General features: G+C 68.3%; 21 protein-coding genes. 11 read left to right on the top strand and 10 right to left on the bottom strand.

The window, feature by feature from the left end; genetic code table 11:
- Nucleotides 1–41 precede the first annotated feature (41 nt).
- From NS334_RS06100 to pyrE, 5 genes are read right to left on the bottom strand one after another with little or no spacing between them, the layout of a single operon-like run.
- Nucleotides 42–1,112: an AI-2E family transporter gene (locus NS334_RS06100; RefSeq protein ID WP_058755125.1), complete on the bottom strand. Its 1,071-nt coding sequence runs from the start codon at nt 1,110–1,112 to the stop codon at nt 42–44.
- A gap of 20 nt (nt 1,113–1,132) precedes the next feature.
- Nucleotides 1,133–2,047 carry a signal peptidase I gene (gene lepB, locus NS334_RS06095; protein ID WP_241491830.1) on the bottom strand — a complete coding sequence of 305 codons (915 nt, stop codon included), beginning with the start codon at nt 2,045–2,047 and terminating at the stop codon, nt 1,133–1,135.
- A 40-nt stretch (nt 2,048–2,087) separates the two neighbouring features.
- Entirely contained in the window at nt 2,088–2,507 is a 420-nt protein-coding gene (acpS, locus tag NS334_RS06090; protein ID WP_058755078.1) for a holo-ACP synthase, read from the bottom strand.
- Nucleotides 2,504–3,232, bottom strand: a complete 729-nt coding sequence (locus NS334_RS06085; protein ID WP_058755077.1) for a pyridoxine 5'-phosphate synthase — start codon at nt 3,230–3,232, stop codon at nt 2,504–2,506. Before NS334_RS06085 ends, acpS begins: the two co-directional genes overlap by 4 nt.
- Before the next feature lie 2 nt (nt 3,233–3,234).
- Nucleotides 3,235–3,819: an orotate phosphoribosyltransferase gene (gene pyrE, locus NS334_RS06080; protein WP_058755124.1), complete on the bottom strand. Its 585-nt coding sequence runs from the start codon at nt 3,817–3,819 to the stop codon at nt 3,235–3,237.
- A 190-nt stretch (nt 3,820–4,009) separates the two neighbouring features.
- Between pyrE and coxB the strand changes: the two genes are divergently transcribed.
- The 10 genes from coxB to NS334_RS06035 all read left to right on the top strand — a co-directional run bounded on the left by coxB (nt 4,010) and on the right by NS334_RS06035 (nt 12,186).
- Entirely contained in the window at nt 4,010–5,203 is a 1,194-nt protein-coding gene (coxB, locus tag NS334_RS06075) for a cytochrome c oxidase subunit II (RefSeq protein WP_058755076.1), read from the top strand.
- A 4-nt stretch (nt 5,204–5,207) separates the two neighbouring features.
- Nucleotides 5,208–6,875 carry a cytochrome c oxidase subunit I gene (gene ctaD, locus NS334_RS06070; protein ID WP_058755075.1) on the top strand — a complete coding sequence of 556 codons (1,668 nt, stop codon included), beginning with the start codon at nt 5,208–5,210 and terminating at the stop codon, nt 6,873–6,875.
- Between the two features lie 63 nt (nt 6,876–6,938).
- On the top strand, nt 6,939–7,694 hold the full coding sequence (locus tag NS334_RS06065; protein WP_058755074.1) for a GNAT family N-acetyltransferase: 756 nt from the start codon (nt 6,939–6,941) through the stop codon (nt 7,692–7,694).
- Nucleotides 7,676–8,659 (top strand): alpha/beta fold hydrolase, encoded by a 984-nt coding sequence (locus tag NS334_RS06060; RefSeq protein ID WP_058755073.1) that lies wholly within the window; start codon nt 7,676–7,678, stop codon nt 8,657–8,659. Before NS334_RS06065 ends, NS334_RS06060 begins: the two co-directional genes overlap by 19 nt.
- A gap of 13 nt (nt 8,660–8,672) precedes the next feature.
- Nucleotides 8,673–9,572 (top strand): heme o synthase, encoded by a 900-nt coding sequence (locus tag NS334_RS06055; RefSeq protein WP_058755072.1) that lies wholly within the window; start codon nt 8,673–8,675, stop codon nt 9,570–9,572.
- Nucleotides 9,569–9,706, top strand: a complete 138-nt coding sequence (locus NS334_RS18570) for a hypothetical protein (RefSeq protein ID WP_184036396.1) — start codon at nt 9,569–9,571, stop codon at nt 9,704–9,706. The genes NS334_RS06055 and NS334_RS18570 overlap by 4 nt, the downstream gene beginning before the upstream one ends.
- On the top strand, nt 9,703–10,248 hold the full coding sequence (locus NS334_RS06050) for a cytochrome c oxidase assembly protein (RefSeq protein ID WP_058755071.1): 546 nt from the start codon (nt 9,703–9,705) through the stop codon (nt 10,246–10,248). Before NS334_RS18570 ends, NS334_RS06050 begins: the two co-directional genes overlap by 4 nt.
- 32 nt (nt 10,249–10,280) lie before the next feature.
- Complete coding sequence (locus tag NS334_RS06045; protein ID WP_058755070.1) at nt 10,281–11,192, top strand: cytochrome c oxidase subunit 3; 912 nt, start codon at nt 10,281–10,283, stop codon at nt 11,190–11,192.
- Nucleotides 11,189–11,572 (top strand): DUF983 domain-containing protein, encoded by a 384-nt coding sequence (locus NS334_RS06040; protein ID WP_058755069.1) that lies wholly within the window; start codon nt 11,189–11,191, stop codon nt 11,570–11,572. The genes NS334_RS06045 and NS334_RS06040 overlap by 4 nt, the downstream gene beginning before the upstream one ends.
- Nucleotides 11,569–12,186 carry an SURF1 family cytochrome oxidase biogenesis protein gene (locus NS334_RS06035; RefSeq protein WP_058755068.1) on the top strand — a complete coding sequence of 206 codons (618 nt, stop codon included), beginning with the start codon at nt 11,569–11,571 and terminating at the stop codon, nt 12,184–12,186. The genes NS334_RS06040 and NS334_RS06035 overlap by 4 nt, the downstream gene beginning before the upstream one ends.
- 141 nt (nt 12,187–12,327) lie before the next feature.
- Here the strand turns inward: NS334_RS06035 and NS334_RS06030 are convergent, their stop codons facing one another.
- Entirely contained in the window at nt 12,328–13,083 is a 756-nt protein-coding gene (locus NS334_RS06030) for a molybdopterin-dependent oxidoreductase (protein WP_058755067.1), read from the bottom strand.
- Nucleotides 13,080–13,772 carry a cytochrome b/b6 domain-containing protein gene (locus NS334_RS06025; protein ID WP_058755066.1) on the bottom strand — a complete coding sequence of 231 codons (693 nt, stop codon included), beginning with the start codon at nt 13,770–13,772 and terminating at the stop codon, nt 13,080–13,082. Before NS334_RS06025 ends, NS334_RS06030 begins: the two co-directional genes overlap by 4 nt.
- A 26-nt stretch (nt 13,773–13,798) precedes the next feature.
- Between NS334_RS06025 and NS334_RS06020 the strand changes: the two genes are divergently transcribed.
- Nucleotides 13,799–14,404: a flavin reductase family protein gene (locus tag NS334_RS06020; protein ID WP_058755065.1), complete on the top strand. Its 606-nt coding sequence runs from the start codon at nt 13,799–13,801 to the stop codon at nt 14,402–14,404.
- A 46-nt stretch (nt 14,405–14,450) separates the two neighbouring features.
- Here the strand turns inward: NS334_RS06020 and NS334_RS06015 are convergent, their stop codons facing one another.
- The 3 genes from NS334_RS06015 to rlmN form a co-directional block, all read right to left on the bottom strand.
- Nucleotides 14,451–14,678 carry a hypothetical protein gene (locus tag NS334_RS06015; protein ID WP_058755064.1) on the bottom strand — a complete coding sequence of 76 codons (228 nt, stop codon included), beginning with the start codon at nt 14,676–14,678 and terminating at the stop codon, nt 14,451–14,453.
- A gap of 146 nt (nt 14,679–14,824) precedes the next feature.
- Nucleotides 14,825–15,583, bottom strand: coding sequence for a sulfite exporter TauE/SafE family protein (locus NS334_RS06010; protein WP_058755063.1), 759 nt, complete (start codon nt 15,581–15,583; stop codon nt 14,825–14,827).
- The gene (rlmN, locus tag NS334_RS06005; RefSeq protein ID WP_241491826.1) at nt 15,576–16,760 is read right to left on the bottom strand and encodes a 23S rRNA (adenine(2503)-C(2))-methyltransferase RlmN; all 1,185 of its coding nucleotides are present in this window, start codon (nt 16,758–16,760) and stop codon (nt 15,576–15,578) included. Before rlmN ends, NS334_RS06010 begins: the two co-directional genes overlap by 8 nt.
- Nucleotide 16,761 lies beyond the last annotated feature (1 nt).

Raw genomic sequence — 16,761 nt, 5'->3', positions numbered from 1 at the left:
GTAGCAGTGCGGCGCAACGCGCGCCAGCCGTGACGGCGCGATCAGCCTTCGCCCTGTCCTTCCTCGACATTCTCCGATCGCCGTTCCATCGCGGCCTTGATGATCGCGGTCATGGGATCGGCCAGCGCCAGCCCCATGATGCCGAACAGGGCGCTCGCCAGGATCTGGGCGCCCAGCGTCAGTGCGGGCGGCAGGTCGACGGTGCGCTTGGCGACCATCGGGATCACGACATAACCATCGAAGGTCTGCACGACCACATAGACGACGATCGCCAGCACACCGGTATGTACGCCCGCCGAAAAGCCGACCGCGACCATGAGCGCGCCGGAGATGAACGCGCCGATATTCGGAATGAAGGCCAGCAGCCCCGTCAGGATGCCGAGGATCAGCGCCATCGGTACGCCGACCAGCCACAAGGCGATCGCGGTCAGCACGCCTTCCAGCGCCATGCCCAGCAGGCGCCCGGCGAGCAGCCGTCGCAGCGTCTGCGCCATCCGCGACACCGTCACCGCGAATTCGACGCGATGGCGTTCGGGCACCATCCATTGCAGTCCGCGCTCGTAGCCGCGCGGATCGATGGCGATGAACAGGCCCAGCACCACGATCATGAACCCGCTGGTGAGGGCCCCGGCCGCCGTGCCCAGCCAGCTGGTGACGCGTCCTACCGACGACATGGCCTGCTTCGCCAACCCATTCAGGTCCGATGCGCCGGGCATCAGCCCTTGCGCGCTCAACCAGCCGCTGACGCGCAGTGCCTGCGTCTCGACCGTCGAACGCAGTTGCTGGACTTGCGCGGTGATCTGCACCCCCGCAAGGTAGAAGGTGCCGAACAGGAAGGTGATCGTCAGCAGGCAGACGATCAGCAGCCGCCACGATCGCCCGATCGGCAGCACGCGTCCGAGCAGCCGGACGCCGCCGTCGAGCAGCGCGGCGAAGACCAGGCCGGCGAAGATGATGAGCAGCGGCTGGACCAGCAGCACGACCAGCGCGATCGCGCAAGCCATCCCCAGCCACACCGCGGCGCGGCGGATCTCGTGGCGGGTGGCCGCGTCGCGCACCTCGGCCGGACTGGCACCGGCGCGGACGATAACCCGATCGCCCCCGGCGTCGATCCGCACCTCGGACGGGTCGGTCACTGGGTGCGGGCCGGGTGGAGCGACGTGCCCGCGCGTCCGCCGCGCAGTGCGCGCGGCCAGCTCAACGGGTTCCACGTCGCGTCACCGTTGACCGAGAACGTGATGAACTCCGCGCGCCCGCCGATATTCTCATAGGGTACGGGTCCGCCCAGGCCACGCTCGAAACCGCCGAGCGCGAAGCGGCTGTCGGCCGAGCGGTCGCGATTGTCGCCCATCAGGAAGACGTGGTTGGCGGGGATCGTCACCGGGCCATAATTGTCGCCGGGGCTGTCCGGTTCCAGATCGACCGTGTCGTAGCGGCGGCCGTTGGGCAACGTCTCGGTGACGATCGGCAGGTGGCAGATGGTCGTGCCGTCGCCGCGCACCTGCCTGGCGCCCGGATATTGCACCGGATCGCAGGTTGCGTTCGCGTCGACCGGCAGGTCGCGATAGTGGAGCGGGCCGCGCGCGACCGGCCTGCCGTTCAGGATCACAACCCCGCCGCGCACCGCCAGCGTATCGCCCGGCAATCCGATGACGCGTTTGATATAGTCGCTCGACTGGCCCGGCGGGGTCACGATCACCACGTCGCCGCGTTCCGGCAGGCTGCCCCAGATACGGCCATGGATGTACGGCAGTTGCACGGACCAGCTGTCGACCGGCTCGCGCAGCACCAGGCTGCGCGTGATCGCGACCGGATCGGGGATGGTTGGCGAGACGAACGACCAGCCATAGGCGAATTTCGACACCACCAGTCGATCCCCGACCAGCAGGCCCGGAAGCATCGACTCGCTGGGGATATAGAATGGCTTGGCGATGAAGCTGTGGAAGCCCAGTACCGCCAGCAACAGCCAGAACAGCCCCTTTATCTCCCCCCACCAGTCGAAACCGGCGCGCGCTGTCCTGGTATCGGCGGGGGTGGCGGCGGGCACACCCGGTTCGGCGGTCAATGCGATATCCTCGGCCACGCCGTCACTCGGCTCCTGCGGGTTGATCGGGCAGCGCCTCGATGATGACGAATGCCTGCGCCCAGGGATGATCGTCGGTCAGCGTCAGATGAACACGCGCGCGATGCCCGGCGGGGATCATCGCGTCGAGCCGATCCTTCGCCCCGCCGGTCAGTGCCAGCGTCGGCGCGCCCGAGGGGGCGTTGACGACGCCGATGTCCTTCATGAACACGCCCGCCTTGAACCCGGTGCCGACCGCCTTGGAGAATGCCTCCTTGGCGGCGAAACGCTTGGCCAGCGTACCCGCCTTGGTGAACGGGCGCCTGGCGGCTTTGGCGCGTTCGAGGTCGGTGAAGACGCGCGCCTCGAACCGCTCGCCGAACCGCTCCAGCGAATGCGCGATCCGCTCGATATTGCACAGGTCGGAGCCGAGCCCGACGATCAACGGGCTTCCTCCATCAACGCCTTCATTCGCCGGACGCTGTCGTCCAGCCCGGTGAAGATCGCTTCGCCGATCAGGAAATGGCCGATGTTCAGCTCGCGCACCTGCGGGATCGCAGCGATCGGGGTCACGTTGTCGAAGGTGAGGCCATGACCCGCATGGACCTCGATGCCGTTCTTCGCCGCCAGCGCGGCGGCATCCGACAGGCGGCGGAGCTCGGTGGTGCGCGCGGCACCGTCCAGTTCGGCATAGCGCCCGGTGTGCAGCTCGACGACCGGCGCGCCCAGCGCCACCGCCGCCGCGATCTGCCGCGGGTCGGGCTCGATAAACAGCGAGACGCGGATATCTGCCGCGCTTAGTGCGCGCACCATCGGCGCGAGGCGGTCGTACTGCCCGGCGGCATCAATCCCGCCCTCGGTTGTGCGCTCCTCACGTTTCTCGGGCACGATACAGGCGGCGTGCGGGCCATGGCGCAGCGCGATGGCAAGCATCTCCTCCGTCGCGGCCATTTCCAGATTGAGCGGGATCGAGAGTTCGGCGGACAGACGCGCGATGTCCGCATCGGTGATGTGGCGGCGATCCTCGCGCAGATGCGCGGTGATCCCGTCCGCCCCCGCCCGGGCCGCCAGCAACGCGGCGCGGACCGGATCGGGCAGGCCGCCGCCACGCGCGTTGCGCACCGTCGCGACATGGTCGATATTGACCCCGAGGCGCAGGGGGCCGCTCATGGTCACGCCGCCGCCCGGCTGCCGGGCTTGATCGCCGGGATCGCCGCCAGTTCGGGGGGCAGGTCGTCGGGCTGATAGGTGGGCACCTCCAGCCGGATCAGCGGGAAGAACGGGACGCCGATATCGGCGGTGCCGTTCGAACGGTCGACCAGCGCCGCGCCCGCGATCACGCGCCCACCCGCCGTCTCGATCGCCTTGATCGCCTCGCGGCTCGACAGGCCGGTGGTGACGACGTCCTCCATCATCAGGACTTCCTGGCCGGGTTCCAGGCGGAAGCCGCGCCGCAGCTCGAAGGTGCCGGTCGGGCGCTCGACGAACATCGCATCGACGTCCAGCGCGCGCGCCATCTCCTGCCCCGCGATCACCCCGCCCATCGCCGGCGCGACGACGGCGGTGATCCGCGTGCGCAGTTCGGCCGGAATGCGGGTCGCCAGTGCCTCGGCCAGCCGCGCGGCGCGGCGCGGGTTCATCAGCACGCGCGCGCATTGCAGATAGCGCGGGCTGCGCAAGCCGGAGGACAGGATGAAATGCCCTTCAAGAAGCGCGTCCGCGGCGCGGAATTCGGCCAGCACGTCGTCGTCGGTCATCACGTGAAAGGTCTCCTGCGCGCGCCATACGAGCGCCACCGCGCGCGCGCAACGCGCCTTGATGCAGAAAAAGCGCGGATGAACGCCCTCTTGAGGCGCGGGGCGGGAATGTATAGGCAGGGCCCAGGAGGGGCGCTCACGACGCCCGGTACGCGGACGCGCGCACCACGACAGGGGTGACGATAACAAGATGCTGAGAACCGGGTTCAAGAAGTGGGTGCTGGCGGCAAGCCTCGCCATGACGGGCGTGGCCGCCGCGGGTGGCGCCCATGCGCAGGCCGCGACCTCGCCGGCCACGGCCGCGACCGCGGCGCCGACCGGGTTGCGCCCCGCCGATTCGAACCAGGGCACGTCGGGCGGTGCGCTGCAAAAGGCGGATGCGGCACCTGCCGCGCCCGCGTTGGCGATGGACGGCGCTCCCGCACTGAACGCGACCGCCTCGGCGCCCGGCGTCGGTCAGCCGCTCGACGGCGTGATGCACATCCAGCCGCAGGTGACCAAGAATGGCCTGCGCGCGCACTGGTTTCACGATCGCATCCTGTTCCCGCTCATCACCTTCATCTCAGTCCTCGTGCTGGTGCTGCTGGTCGTCGTGATGGTGCGGTTCCGCGCCGCGCGGAACCCGGTGCCGTCGCGCACCAGCCACAATACCGCGATCGAGGTGGCGTGGACGCTGATCCCGGTGCTGATCCTTGTCGCGATCGCGGTGCCGTCGATCGGCCTGCTGCAGGCGCAGTTCAAGCCGGCCCCGGCGGGTGCGGTCACGCTGAAGGCGATCGGCAACCAGTGGTTCTGGAGCTATCAATATCCGGATCATGGCGGGATCGAGATCACCGCCAACATGCTGAAGGAGGGCAATCAGGTCGCACCGGGCGAGCGAGCGCGCAGTGCCGCCGACGGTCCGCGCCTGCTGGCGACCGACAATCGCGTCGTCCTGCCGGTCGGCGTGCCGATCCGCCTCATCACCACCGCCAACGACGTCATTCACAGCTGGGCGGTCCCGGCGTTCTGGATCAAGCTGGACGCGATCCCGGGCCGGTTGAACGAGACCAGCTTCACGATCGACAAGCCGGGCCTGTATTTCGGCCAGTGCAGCGAATTGTGCGGCGCGCGTCACGCCTTCATGCCGATCGCGGTCGAGGCGGTGACGCCGGAGCAGTTCGCGGCGTGGGTCCGCGCCAAGGGTGGCACGATGCCCGCGCCGGGCAAGGCGTCGGATGCCGTCATTCCCCAGCCGGGCGCGGACAATTCCGCCGCGGTGATGGACGAGGCGGCGGTCGCCAACGCCATGACCGGCCCGACCGAGAACGGGACCGACACTCCCACCACTTCACCGCAGGGCGCCACCGGCAATCCGGGCGGCGTCGGCGAAGCCGGACGCTAAGATCATGACCGACACCGCGCTCCATCCGTCCGCTTTCGTGGCGCACGACGATCATCACCATCATGCGGACGCCGATCACAAGCCCGGCTTCTTCGCCCGCTGGTTCATGTCGACGAACCACAAGGACATCGGCACGCTCTACCTGATCTTCGCGATCGTCGCGGGGATCATCGGCGGCGGGATTTCGGGCCTGATGCGGGCCGAACTGATGCATCCCGGCATCCAGTATCTGCCGCAGTGGGCGACGATGCTGCACGGCGGGCAAGAACAGACGTTCGACCAGGCGCTGCACCTGTGGAACGTGCTGGTCACGGCGCACGGCCTCATCATGGTGTTCTTCATGGTGATGCCGGCGATGATCGGCGGCTTCGGCAACTGGTTCGTGCCGATCATGATCGGCGCGCCCGACATGGCGTTCCCGCGCATGAACAACATCAGCTTCTGGCTGCTGGTCCCCGCATTCCTGCTGCTGCTCGCCTCGCCGTTCTTCGGGGGTGCGGGTACCGGCTGGACCGTCTATGCGCCGCTCTCCACCTATGGCGAGCCGGGGCCGTCGGTCGATATGGCGATCCTGTCGCTCCACCTTTCGGGCGCGAGCTCGATCCTGGGCGCCATCAACTTCATCACCACGATCTTCAACATGCGCGCGCCGGGCATGACGTTGCACAAGATGCCGTTGTTCGCCTGGTCGGTGCTGGTCACCGCCTTCCTGCTGTTGCTGGCGCTGCCGGTGCTGGCGGCGGCGATCACGATGCTGTTGACCGATCGTAACTTCGGCACGACCTTCTACGATCCGGCGGGCGGCGGCGATCCGGTGCTGTACCAGCATCTGTTCTGGTTCTTCGGCCACCCCGAAGTGTACATCATGATCCTGCCGGGCTTCGGCATCATCAGCCACATCGTCGCCACGTTCAGCCGCAAGCCGGTCTTCGGCTATCTGGGCATGGCCTATGCGATGGTCGCGATCGGCGTGGTCGGGTTCGTCGTCTGGGCGCACCACATGTTCACGACCGGCATGAGCGTCAACGTGAAGATGTATTTCACCGCCGCGACGATGGTGATCGCGGTGCCGACCGGCATCAAGATCTTCTCGTGGATCGCGACGATGTGGGGCGGCTCGCTCCGCTTCCCGACCCCGATGGTCTGGGCGATCGGTTTCATCTTCATGTTCACGGTCGGTGGCGTGACCGGCGTGGTGCTCGCCAACGGCGGCGTCGATGATTACATGCAGGACACCTATTACGTCGTGGCGCACTTCCACTACGTACTGTCGCTGGGTGCGGTGTTCTCGCTGTTCGCGGGCTTCTATTACTGGTTCCCGAAGATGTCGGGTAAGATGTATTCGGAACTGCTCGGCCAGTTGCACTTCTGGGTGTTCTTCGTCGGCGTGAACCTGTTGTTCTTCCCGATGCACTTCCTGGGCCTGCAGGGTATGCCGCGTCGCTACCCGGACTATCCGGACGGTTTCGCGCACTGGAACAACATCGCCACGATCGGCTACATGATCATGGCGGCGGGCATGGCGATCTTCTTCGTCAACGTCATCTGGTCGCTGATCGCGGGCAAGAAGGCGCCCGACAATCCGTGGGGCGAGGGGGCGACGACGCTGGAGTGGACGCTGTCCAGCCCGCCACCGTTCCACCAGTTCGAGACGCTGCCGAAGATCGACTGACGATCGCGGCGATGACCGGCGGCGGGGAAGCGACAGCTTCCTCGCCGTCGTCGTTTTCGGGGCATGCAGATGACCGCTGATCCGCTGGCGTGGCGCATCGAAAGAGCCTGCGTCGCCGCTCTTCCGCCGGCCGAGCGAACCCGGATCGGCGATTGGTGGGCCGCACGCTCCGGAGGGGGCAGCCGCCGCATCAACGCCGCCAGCGCCGTGACCGCCGACGCCCTGCTCGACCGTTCGGTGCTGGCCCGGATCGACGCGCACTATGCGGCGGCCGGGCTGCCCACGATCGTCCGTGTCACCGACCTCACGTGCTCCGCCACCGACTGGCTCGACGCGGAGGGGTTTGCCGGCCCGGAAGGCGCGACGCGGACGCTGATGCGACAGGGGGGCGGCGGGCACCGATGGTCCGGCGCGGTCGTCGCCGATCATGCCGGGCCGTGCTGGCTAGCCGCGCGCCGCCACCTGGCGCCCGGTGCGAGCGACCCGACCGAGATGGCGGCGCGGCTGTCGGTCCCGGCCGGCTACGCCCGGCTTGAGGAAGGTGGCGCGGTTCGGGCCATCGGTTACGTCGCGCTTCACGACGGGATCGCGGTGATCGAGGCGGTCGGTACCGATCCGGCGGCGCGGCGACGTGGTCATGCGCGCGCGATCGTCGCCGCGCTGATCGGCTGGGCGGATCGCCACGGTGCCGCCCACATCGCGCTTCAGGTCGAGGAAACGAACGCGCCCGCCCGCGCGCTTTACGCGGCGATGGGGTTCGCGACCGATCTCTACGGCTATCATTACCGCAGGAGAGTGCCATGCCCGAGCCGCGCCTGATCGATACCGGCGGCGTCCGGCTGCGCGTGATGGTCGAGGGGGAGGGGCCGCTGGTCCTGATGGTCCACGGTTTTCCGGAAGGCTGGTACAGCTGGCGGCATCAGTTCGCGCCGCTGGTCGAGGCCGGCTATACGGCGGCGGCGCTCGACGTCCGCGGCTATGGCGGCTCCGACGCACCCCACGACATTGCCGCCTATGGCATGGCGTCGATGGTCGAGGATGTCGTCGCGGTCGCCGACGTGCTCCAGCCGGAGGCGCCGGCGATTCTCGTCGGGCACGACTGGGGCGCGCCGATCGTCTGGTACAGCGCACTCACCCGTCGCGATCGCGTGGCGGCGGTCGCCGGCCTGTCGGTTCCGTTCACGGGGGTGCCCGCGCGGCCCTTCACGGAGATTTTCCGCCGCGCTTTCACCGATCGCGGGCGGTTCTTCTACCAGCAATGGTTCCTGGAACCCGGCCCGGCGGAGGCCGAAGCCGAAGCCGACGTGCGCGGCTATCTGCGGCGGCTCTATTACGCGATCAGCGGGGACGCACCGCCGGGAAGCTGGCCGGAGAAGCCGGCGAGCTCCAACCTGCTCGACGGTCTCGTCGATCCCGATCCCTTCCCTGCATGGCTGAGCGCGGCCGACCTCGATCACATGGCTGGCGAGTTCGCGGCGAAGGGTTTTCGCGGCCCGCTCAACCGCTATCGCAACCATGAACGCGATTTCGCCTGGGCGCAGAAGTGGAAAGGCGCGGGTATTCAGCAGCCTGCCCTATTCATCGCCGGTACGCGCGACCCGGCGGCATTCGGTTTCGGCGCCTATGGCGATCCCCTTGCCGTGATGCGCCCGCACGTGCCGCTGGTGGAAGCGCATATGCTCGACGGATGCGGGCACTGGACGCAGGAGGAGCGACCGGCCGAGGTGAATCGCCTGCTGCTCGACTGGCTGGCGCGGCTTCCCTCGCCCGCTTCGGCGGGCTAGGGTCGCGCGCTCCATGACCCCCGCGACGCCCCTGCTTCCCCCCGCCGACTGGCGCGACTTCCTGGCGCTGACCAAGCCGCGCGTGATGACGCTCGTCGTCTTTACAGGGCTTTGCGGGATGCTGGCCGCGCCGGTGGGAATCGATCCGGTGCTGGGTTTCACCGCGATCCTGTGCATCGCGCTGGGCGCGGGCGCGGCCGGGGCGCTCAACCAATGGTATGAGGCGGATATCGACGCGGTGATGAAGCGTACGGCGCAGCGCCCGCTGCCGGCAGGCCGGATGGAGCGGCAATCCGCGCTGCATTTCGGAGTGGGACTCGGCGCGTTTTCGGTCATTTTGATGGGGCTGGCAGTGAATCTGGCCGCCGCCGCGATTCTGGCGGTGTCGATCCTGTTCTACGTGCTGATCTATACCGTCTGGCTGAAGCGCCGCACGCCGCAGAACATCGTCATCGGCGGCGCGGCCGGCGCGTTCCCGCCGTTGATCGGATGGGCGGCGGCGACGGGCGAGGTCGCGCTCCTGCCGCTGCTGCTGTTCGCGCTGGTGTTCCTGTGGACCCCGCCGCATTTCTGGGCGCTCGCGCTGTTCGTGAAGACCGATTATGCCAATGCCGGCGTCCCGATGCTGCCGGTGGTGGCGGGCGAGGCGGCGACGCGGCGGCAGATCGGGCTCTACACGATCCCGATGGCGGCGGCGGCGGTCGCGCCGTGGCCGCTGGGGCTGACGGGGCCGATCTACGGCGTGGTCGCGGTCGCGCTGACCGCCGCCTTCTGCGTGCTGGCCGCGCTGGTCGCGGCGGGGGCGAAGCGCGGCGGCACGCCGATGTTCTACGAGAAGCGGCTGTTCGCTTACTCGATCCTGTATCTTTTCGTGATCTTCGGCGCGCTGGTCGTCGATCGGTGGGTGGCATGACCGAAGACGAACAGAATCTCATCCGTCGCCGTCAGAAGGCGCGCGCGATCGTCGTCGCGCTGCTGCTGGGCGCCTTTGTCGTGCTGGTGTTCTTCATCACCATCGCGCGCATCAAGCAGGGGATGGCGCATTGAGCGCGCCGCGCCCCCGGACGCTGCGCACCGCGCTGCTGGCGGTGGCGGGGATCTGCTTCATGACCGGGCTCGCCTTCGCCAGCGTCCCGCTCTACCGGCTGTTCTGTCAGGCGACGGGGTTGAACGGCACCACCGGGCGCGGCGAAACGGCCCCCGGGGGCGTGCATCGTCAGGTCGAGATCGCGTTCGACGCCAACACCAGCCCGAAGCTGCCGTGGCGGTTCGTCCCCGAACGGGAGCATGAGACGGTCGAGATCGGCGCGCGCGACATGGCGTTCTTCACCGCGACCAATCGCGGCGCGCAGGCGACGACCGGCACCGCGACCTACAATGTCACCCCCGCCGTGGCGGGGAAATATTTCACCAAGATTCAATGCTTCTGCTTCACGCAGCAGACGCTCAAGCCGGGCGAGACGCAGCGGATGCCGGTGATCTTCTACGTCGATCCGAAGATCCTGACCGACCCGGATACGCGCGACGTGCAGACGATCACGCTCAGCTACACCTTTTACCCGGTGGATTCCGGCAAAACGAGCGGTTAAGACAGCGCGATAAGCGAACCGGGGAGAGCCGCATGGCGGGTGCCAAGAATCACGATTACCACATCCTCCCGCCCAGCCCGTGGCCGTTGCTCAGCGCGTTCGCCGCGCTCATCATGGCATCGGGCGGCATCATGTACATGCATGAGGCGACCGGCGGCGGCTGGGTGTTCCTGATCGGTTTCGCGTCCGTGCTGTTCTGCATGTACGGCTGGTGGCATCAGGTGATCCGCGAGGCCCATGCCGGCGATCACACCCCCGTCGTGCAGCTGCATTTCCGCTACGGCATGATCCTGTTCATCGCCTCCGAGGTGATGTTCTTCGTCGGCTGGTTCTGGGCGTTCTTCGACTTCTCGCTGTTCCCGACCGCGATGCAGATCGTCGACGGGCAGGTCGAGCGTGCCGCCGAGGGCGCGGCCGCGATCGCCGCGCAATGGCCGCCCAAGGGGCTGGAGGTCATCGACGCGTTCGAGCTGCCGCTGCTCAACACGCTGATCCTGCTGTGTTCGGGCACCACGATCACCTGGGCGCACCACGCGCTGATCCACAACCAGCGCGGCGGCGAGAAGCGCGGCTTCTGGGGGCTGCTGGGCGTCGGCGACCGCGACGGCGTGCTGAAGGGGCTGTGGCTGACGGTGGCGCTGGGCGTGCTGTTCAGCAGCATCCAGGCGTTCGAGTACATGCACGCGCCGTTCCCGTTCAAGGGAATCAACTATACCTCGGCGTTCTTCATGGCGACCGGGTTCCACGGTTTCCACGTCATCATCGGCACGATCTTCCTGATCGTGTGCCTGATCCGCGCCTATCAGGGCGAGTTCACGCCGAAGCAGCATTTCGGTTTCGAGGCGGCGGCGTGGTACTGGCATTTCGTCGACGTCGTGTGGCTGTTCCTGTTCGTCACCGTGTACGTCTGGGGCGGCTGGGGCGCGCCGGTCCACGTCGGATGACCGATCCGAATCGGGCGGCGGCGGTTGCGCCCCGCCCGGTCGATTGCGGCCTGAAGGGGCTGTGCCCGCAGTGCGGCGCCAAGACGCTGTTCGCGGGATGGCTGCGCTTTGCGGACCGTTGCCCCGCGTGCGGGCTGGATATCGCCGCGTTCAATGTCGGTGACGGTCCGGCGGCGCTGCTGGTGCTGGCCTGGGGCGCGATCGTCGTCGCGCTGGCGATCATCGTCGAACTGTCGCTGTCGCCGCCGTGGTGGCTTCACGTCCTGTTGTGGGTGCCGCTGAGCACCGTGGCGGTGATCGGGTCGCTGCGCGTGGCCAAGGGCTGGCTGCTGGCCGCCGAATATCGCAATGCCGCGCGCGAGGGGCGGATCGTCCCGTGAAGCGCGTGCCGCTGGTCCCGACGATCGTGGTCGCGCTGGCGATCGCCGCGATGGTGGCGCTGGGCCTGTGGCAGTTGCTGGAGCGCAAGCCGCAGAAGGAGGCGTTCCTGGCGCAGCTCGCCGCCAACCCGACGCGCCCGCCGATCGCCTTTCCGCGCTTTCCCGACCAAGCCCTGCTGTTCCGCCGCGCCAGCGCCTTCTGCCTGGAGCCGGTATCGATCAGCCGCGCCGGGGCGGGCGCGGCGGGCTATCGCGTGATCGCGCTCTGCCGGACGGGGGCGGAGGGGCCGGGGCTGCGCGTGCAGATCGGCACGACTCGCGATCCGGTGGGGACGGTAGCCTGGGGCGGCGGCGCGGTGCGCGGCTGGATCGCCCATGCGCCCGATGCGCGCCCGCTGATCGCGACCGTGGCGCAGCCGAATGCGGCGCGCGAGCTGATGCTGGTGACGGATCGTCCGGCGCCGGGGCTGGCGGCGAATGCGCCGCCGTCGATCGAGTCGATACCGAACAACCATCTGGCTTACGCCGTGCAGTGGTTCCTGTTCGCGGGGGTGGCGGGGGTGATCTATGTCGTCGCGTTGCGGCGGCGATGGGTGGGCAAGAAGGAAGATTGAGTTCGCGCAGAGGCGCGGAGGCGCAGAGAAGGATCTCGCGGCGCAGCCGCTCTCATCATCTCAACGCTCGATTGTCTCCCGATACTGACCTTTCAAGCGGACCATCTCTGCGCCTCCGCGCCTCTGCGCGAACGACCCTCCTTAAATCCCCGCCCACCAGTCGTAATCGACATTATCTTCCCAATAGCCGCCGCGCCCCTTGCCGATACCGGCCAGGCTGTCGACGGCGGTGACGCGCATCAGATATTTGGCGTGCTTGTAGCCCAATTGCCGCTCGACCCGGAGCCGGAGCGGCGCGCCGTGCCCGACGTCGAGGAAGCGGTCGTTCATCGCCCAGGCGAGGATCGTCTGCGGGTGGAAGGCGTCGATCAGGTCGATCGATTCGTAATAGGGCGCGCCGCCGTACAGGTCGGCGCAGCGGAACACGACGTAGCGCGCGCTGTCGCGCATGCCGGCCGCCTTCAGCACGTCGCCGAGGCGCGGGCCCTGCCATTTGCCGATCGCGCTCCACCCCTCCACGCAATCGTGGCGGGTGATCTGCGCGCGCTGTGGAAAGGCGCCGAGGTCCGCCAGCGACAGCCGCAACGGGCGCGCGACGAGGCCATCGACCGTCAGCCGCCAGTCGGCGAATCGCCCGGCGCGCAGGGCGGCATAGTCGGCGGTTCCCGGATCGCGCGTGCCGTTGGTGCGGAAGCGCGGCGACATCTGGTCGGGGCGAAACTCCGGCGCGAGCGCATCGCGGTTCGACAGCGCGCGCTGCAGCCCGCGATGCATGTCCTCGCCCTTGAACAGGATCGTGCGCACCGTCGGCTGCTGGATCACGCGATCGCAGCCGGTCAGCATCAATCCCGCGCCGCCGGCGATGAGGGTGCGGCGTCGAAGCAGCGGCGCGATCATTCCGGCACCCGCCAGCGGCCGGTCAGCATCGAGCGCAGTTCGTTGCGCCATCCCGCCAGGATGACCAGTACCAGATGCACCACGGTGAACGCGGCGATCGCGACCATCGCGATGAAGTGCAGCGAGCGCGCCGACTGCCGTCCGCCGAACAGGTCGAGCAACCATGGCCACGCCGCATTCATGCCGGGCGACAGCGCCAGCCCGGTAAGGATCACCAGCGGCAGCACGACGAAGATCACCGCGACATAGCTCAGCTTTTGCAGCGCGTTATATGCGCCCGGTGCCTCCGGATCGTGGAAGCGGAAGGCGAGATGCGCGCGCACGTCGGCGGCGAGATGCGCGGCGCCAATGTCGCGTCGCCGCACCCGCAGGTCGCGCTGGATATGCCGGTTGAGCAGGCTGACGATCATGAACGCCAGCAGCGAGAAGGCGAGCACCAGTGCGAAGAACAGGTGCCAGCGCCGCGAGATCGCGAGATTGTAGTTCGCCGGGATCGTCAGCCAGGCGGGAAAGCGCGGCAGTTGCGCCCAGGCGTGATCGAAATTCGCGCCAAAGCGGCCCCAGTAGAGGCGCGGGTGCGCGTTGCTGATCCCCAGTCCCGAGCCGATCAGGATGACGATCGCCACCGCATTCACCCAATGCCACAGGCGGGTGGCGAGGCGGTGACGGTGGATCACGGTTGCGGACATGCACGCTTCCTAGCAGAAGCCGCGCCATGACCGAATGGCATTTCTACGAGCCCGCGCAAGGGCATGGCCTTGCGCATGATCCGCTGAACGCGATCGTCGCGCCGCGCCCGATCGGCTGGATCTCCACCGTGTCGGCGGAGGGCCGGCGCAACCTGGCCCCGTACAGCTTCTTCAACCTGTTCTCCTATCGGCCACCGATCATCGGCTTCTGCTCGCTGGGCGAGAAGGATTCGCTGGCCAATGCGCGGGCGCGGGGCGCGTTCGTCTGGAACCTCGCGACGCGCGATCTGGCGGCGGCGATGAACGAGACGTCGGCGGCGACCGACGAGGACGAGTTCGTGCGCGCCGGACTGGAGACGCTGCCGTCGGCGCGGGTCGCGGCGCCGCGCGTGGCGCTCAGCCCGGTGCAGTTCGAGTGCGAGGTGACGCAGATCGTCCAGTTGCGCGACCGGAACGGGGCGGACCTGCCGGGCTGGCTGGTGCTGGGCGAGGCGGTCGCGGTGCATATCGACCGTGCGATGCTGGAGGACGGCGTGTACCGCACCGAACGCGCGCGCCCGATCCTGCGCGGCGGCGGGCCGGCGGAGTATTTCGAGGCCGGCGAGAAGTTCGCGATGCGGCGGCCGGAGTGAGGAAAGCCACGCGGGCGCGCCCCTGCCCGCGCGGCTCCGTGCGATATCAGCAGATCTTGCCGTGCAGGATGTCGCCGGCGGTGATGATCGCCTTGAGCGCCCAGCGGACGGGCAGCGGCAGGTAGCCGGACAGGAACTCGAGCACCTGCTTCACGATGCCCCAGTTCTGGCAGAAGACGCTCTTCACATCGGTGAGCGACGTCGCCTCGATCGGGGTTTCGTCCATCATCGCCTGCGCGATCCGCAGGCGTTCTTCGGCCGTGAATTCCACCATGATCCATCCCCTCCGTTGACCCGGACTCCGTCCGGCAGCGGCGATCATAGAAGGGCATTCACCGACGCCCGCGTGGGGACCGGCTCGGAATGGTCCGGTCAGTGCGCAACAACCGCCCGATCGGCCCCGATAGTCCTTGAGAATGCTCAGAAATAGGCGCGGGCGAAGAACACCGCCGTCGTCGCGCCCGTCACCAGGATCGTCCACCACCGCACGGCGACCGCGGGCAGGCGCTTGCCGACGATCGCGCCCAGCCAGCCGCCGACGATCCCGCCCGCCAGCATCGGCAGGCAGGCGTCCCAGCGCACCATCCGGCAAGCGATGAACACGAGCGCGGCGGCGAAATTGGCGGTGGCGAGCATCAGCGTGCGCGGCGCGAACATCGCGCGCGGGCTCGTGCCCGCCAGCAGGCCGTAGGTGGCGGTGGTCATGATCCCGACCCCGCCGCCGAAATAGCCGCCATAGGTGCCCAGCACCGCCTGTACGACCATCAGCGTGCGCGGGCCGATCGTCATCCGTGCCGCCAGCCAGTCGGCGGCGCGCGCGCCGAACGCGATCGCCACGAACGCGATCAGCAACAGCCACGGCACGATCAGGTCGAACGCGGCGCCCGGCGTGACGACCAGCAGGACGCTGCCCAGCAGCCCGGCGACGAAGGTGATCCCCGCCAGCACGCGCACCGATACGCCGCCGACCGGCCGCAACTCGTGGCGGAAGCTCCACGCGCTCGCCGCCGCGCCGGGCATCAGCCCCAGGTTGGAGGTGGCATTGGCGATATTGGCGGGCGTGCCGAGCGCCAGTAGCGCGGGCATGGTGGCGAAGGTGCCGCCGCCCGCCAGCGCGTTCATCATGCCGCCGACGATCCCCGCACCGGCGGCAAGCGCCAGCCCGGCGGCGTCAACCAAGCGCGGCCTGCTTCTCCGCCGCCAGCCGGTCGAGTTCGGCGCGGCTCTTCTTCTCCGCCGCCGTCTTCAGCTGCCCGCAGGCCGCATCGATGTCGCGCCCGCGCGGGGTGCGGACCGGGGCGGAGATGCCACCCTCGAAGATGATCTCGCTGAATCGCCGCACGCGGTCGGGCGTCGAGGTTTCATAGGGCGCGCCCGGCCACGGATTGAAGGGGATCAGATTGACCTTGGCGGGCAGCTTGTAGTGCTTGAGCAGCCGGACCAGTTCATGCGCCTCGGCGTCCGAGTCGTTCTTGTCCTTCAGCATCACGTACTCGAACGTGATGCGGCGCGCGTTGTTGGCGCCGGGATAGTCCGCGCACGCCTGCAACAATTCCTCGATGCCGTATTTGCGGTTCAGCGGCACGATCTCGTCACGGACGTCCTTGGTCACGGCATGGAGCGATACCGCGAGGTTGACGCCGATCTCCTCGCCGGCGCGCGCCATCATCGGCACCACGCCGCTGGTCGACAGCGTGATCCGCCGCTTGCTGAGCGCGAGGCCATCGCCGTCCATCACCAGCTTCAGCGCATCGCGCACCGCGTCGAAGTTATACAGCGGCTCGCCCATCCCCATCATCACGATGTTGGTCAGCATCCGCCCCTCGGGCTGGCTGGGCCATTCGCCGAGCGCGTCGCGCGCCAGCATCACCTGCCCGACGATCTCGCCCGCGGTCAGGTTGCGTACCAGCCGCATCGTGCCGGTGTGGCAGAAGCGGCAGTTGAGCGTGCAGCCGACCTGGCTGGACACGCAGAGCGTGCCGCGATCGGCGTCGGGGATGAACACCGCCTCGTAATCCTGCCCGTCCTCGCTCCGCAGCAGCCATTTGCGCGTGCCATCCGTCGAGACCTGCGCCTCCACCACCTGCGGGCGGCCGATCACGAATCGCTCGGCCAGCCACGGATGCTGCGCCTTGGCGATGTCGGTCATCGCCGCGAAGTCGGTCGCGCCACGATTGTAGATCCAGTGCCAGATCTGCTTGGCGCGCAGTTTCGCCTGACGCGCGTCGAGTCCCGCCTCCGCCAGCACCTGCCGCAATTCGTCGCGCGGGAGGCCGATCAGGTCGATACGCCCGTCGGTGCGCGGCGCGCTGGCGCGCGGCACGGTCACGGGATCGATGTGCCCGGGGATGGGCATG

Source organism: Sphingomonas endophytica, assembly GCF_001476895.1.
Lineage (GTDB): Bacteria > Pseudomonadota > Alphaproteobacteria > Sphingomonadales > Sphingomonadaceae > Sphingomonas > Sphingomonas endophytica_A.
Note: the sequence above shows the minus strand (reverse complement) of the source record. Positions and strands in the feature narration are given on the sequence as shown.

Bases quoted from the DNA above. Each gene is read 5' to 3' on its own strand.
- NS334_RS06085 (WP_058755077.1), bottom strand. From the start codon at position 3,232: ATGAGCGGCCCCCTGCGCCTCGGGGTCAATATCGACCATGTCGCGACG.
- pyrE (WP_058755124.1), bottom strand. From the start codon at position 3,819: ATGACCGACGACGACGTGCTGGCCGAATTCCGCGCCGCGGACGCGCTT.
- coxB (WP_058755076.1), top strand. From the start codon at position 4,010: ATGCTGAGAACCGGGTTCAAGAAGTGGGTGCTGGCGGCAAGCCTCGCC.
- ctaD (WP_058755075.1), top strand. From the start codon at position 5,208: ATGACCGACACCGCGCTCCATCCGTCCGCTTTCGTGGCGCACGACGAT.
- NS334_RS06065 (WP_058755074.1), top strand. From the start codon at position 6,939: ATGCAGATGACCGCTGATCCGCTGGCGTGGCGCATCGAAAGAGCCTGC.
- NS334_RS06060 (WP_058755073.1), top strand. From the start codon at position 7,676: ATGCCCGAGCCGCGCCTGATCGATACCGGCGGCGTCCGGCTGCGCGTG.
- NS334_RS06055 (WP_058755072.1), top strand. From the start codon at position 8,673: ATGACCCCCGCGACGCCCCTGCTTCCCCCCGCCGACTGGCGCGACTTC.
- NS334_RS18570 (WP_184036396.1), top strand. From the start codon at position 9,569: ATGACCGAAGACGAACAGAATCTCATCCGTCGCCGTCAGAAGGCGCGC.
- NS334_RS06045 (WP_058755070.1), top strand. From the start codon at position 10,281: ATGGCGGGTGCCAAGAATCACGATTACCACATCCTCCCGCCCAGCCCG.
- NS334_RS06040 (WP_058755069.1), top strand. From the start codon at position 11,189: ATGACCGATCCGAATCGGGCGGCGGCGGTTGCGCCCCGCCCGGTCGAT.
- NS334_RS06030 (WP_058755067.1), bottom strand. From the start codon at position 13,083: ATGATCGCGCCGCTGCTTCGACGCCGCACCCTCATCGCCGGCGGCGCG.
- NS334_RS06025 (WP_058755066.1), bottom strand. From the start codon at position 13,772: ATGTCCGCAACCGTGATCCACCGTCACCGCCTCGCCACCCGCCTGTGG.
- NS334_RS06020 (WP_058755065.1), top strand. From the start codon at position 13,799: ATGACCGAATGGCATTTCTACGAGCCCGCGCAAGGGCATGGCCTTGCG.
- NS334_RS06015 (WP_058755064.1), bottom strand. From the start codon at position 14,678: ATGGTGGAATTCACGGCCGAAGAACGCCTGCGGATCGCGCAGGCGATG.
- rlmN (WP_241491826.1), bottom strand. From the start codon at position 16,760: ATGCCCATCCCCGGGCACATCGATCCCGTGACCGTGCCGCGCGCCAGC.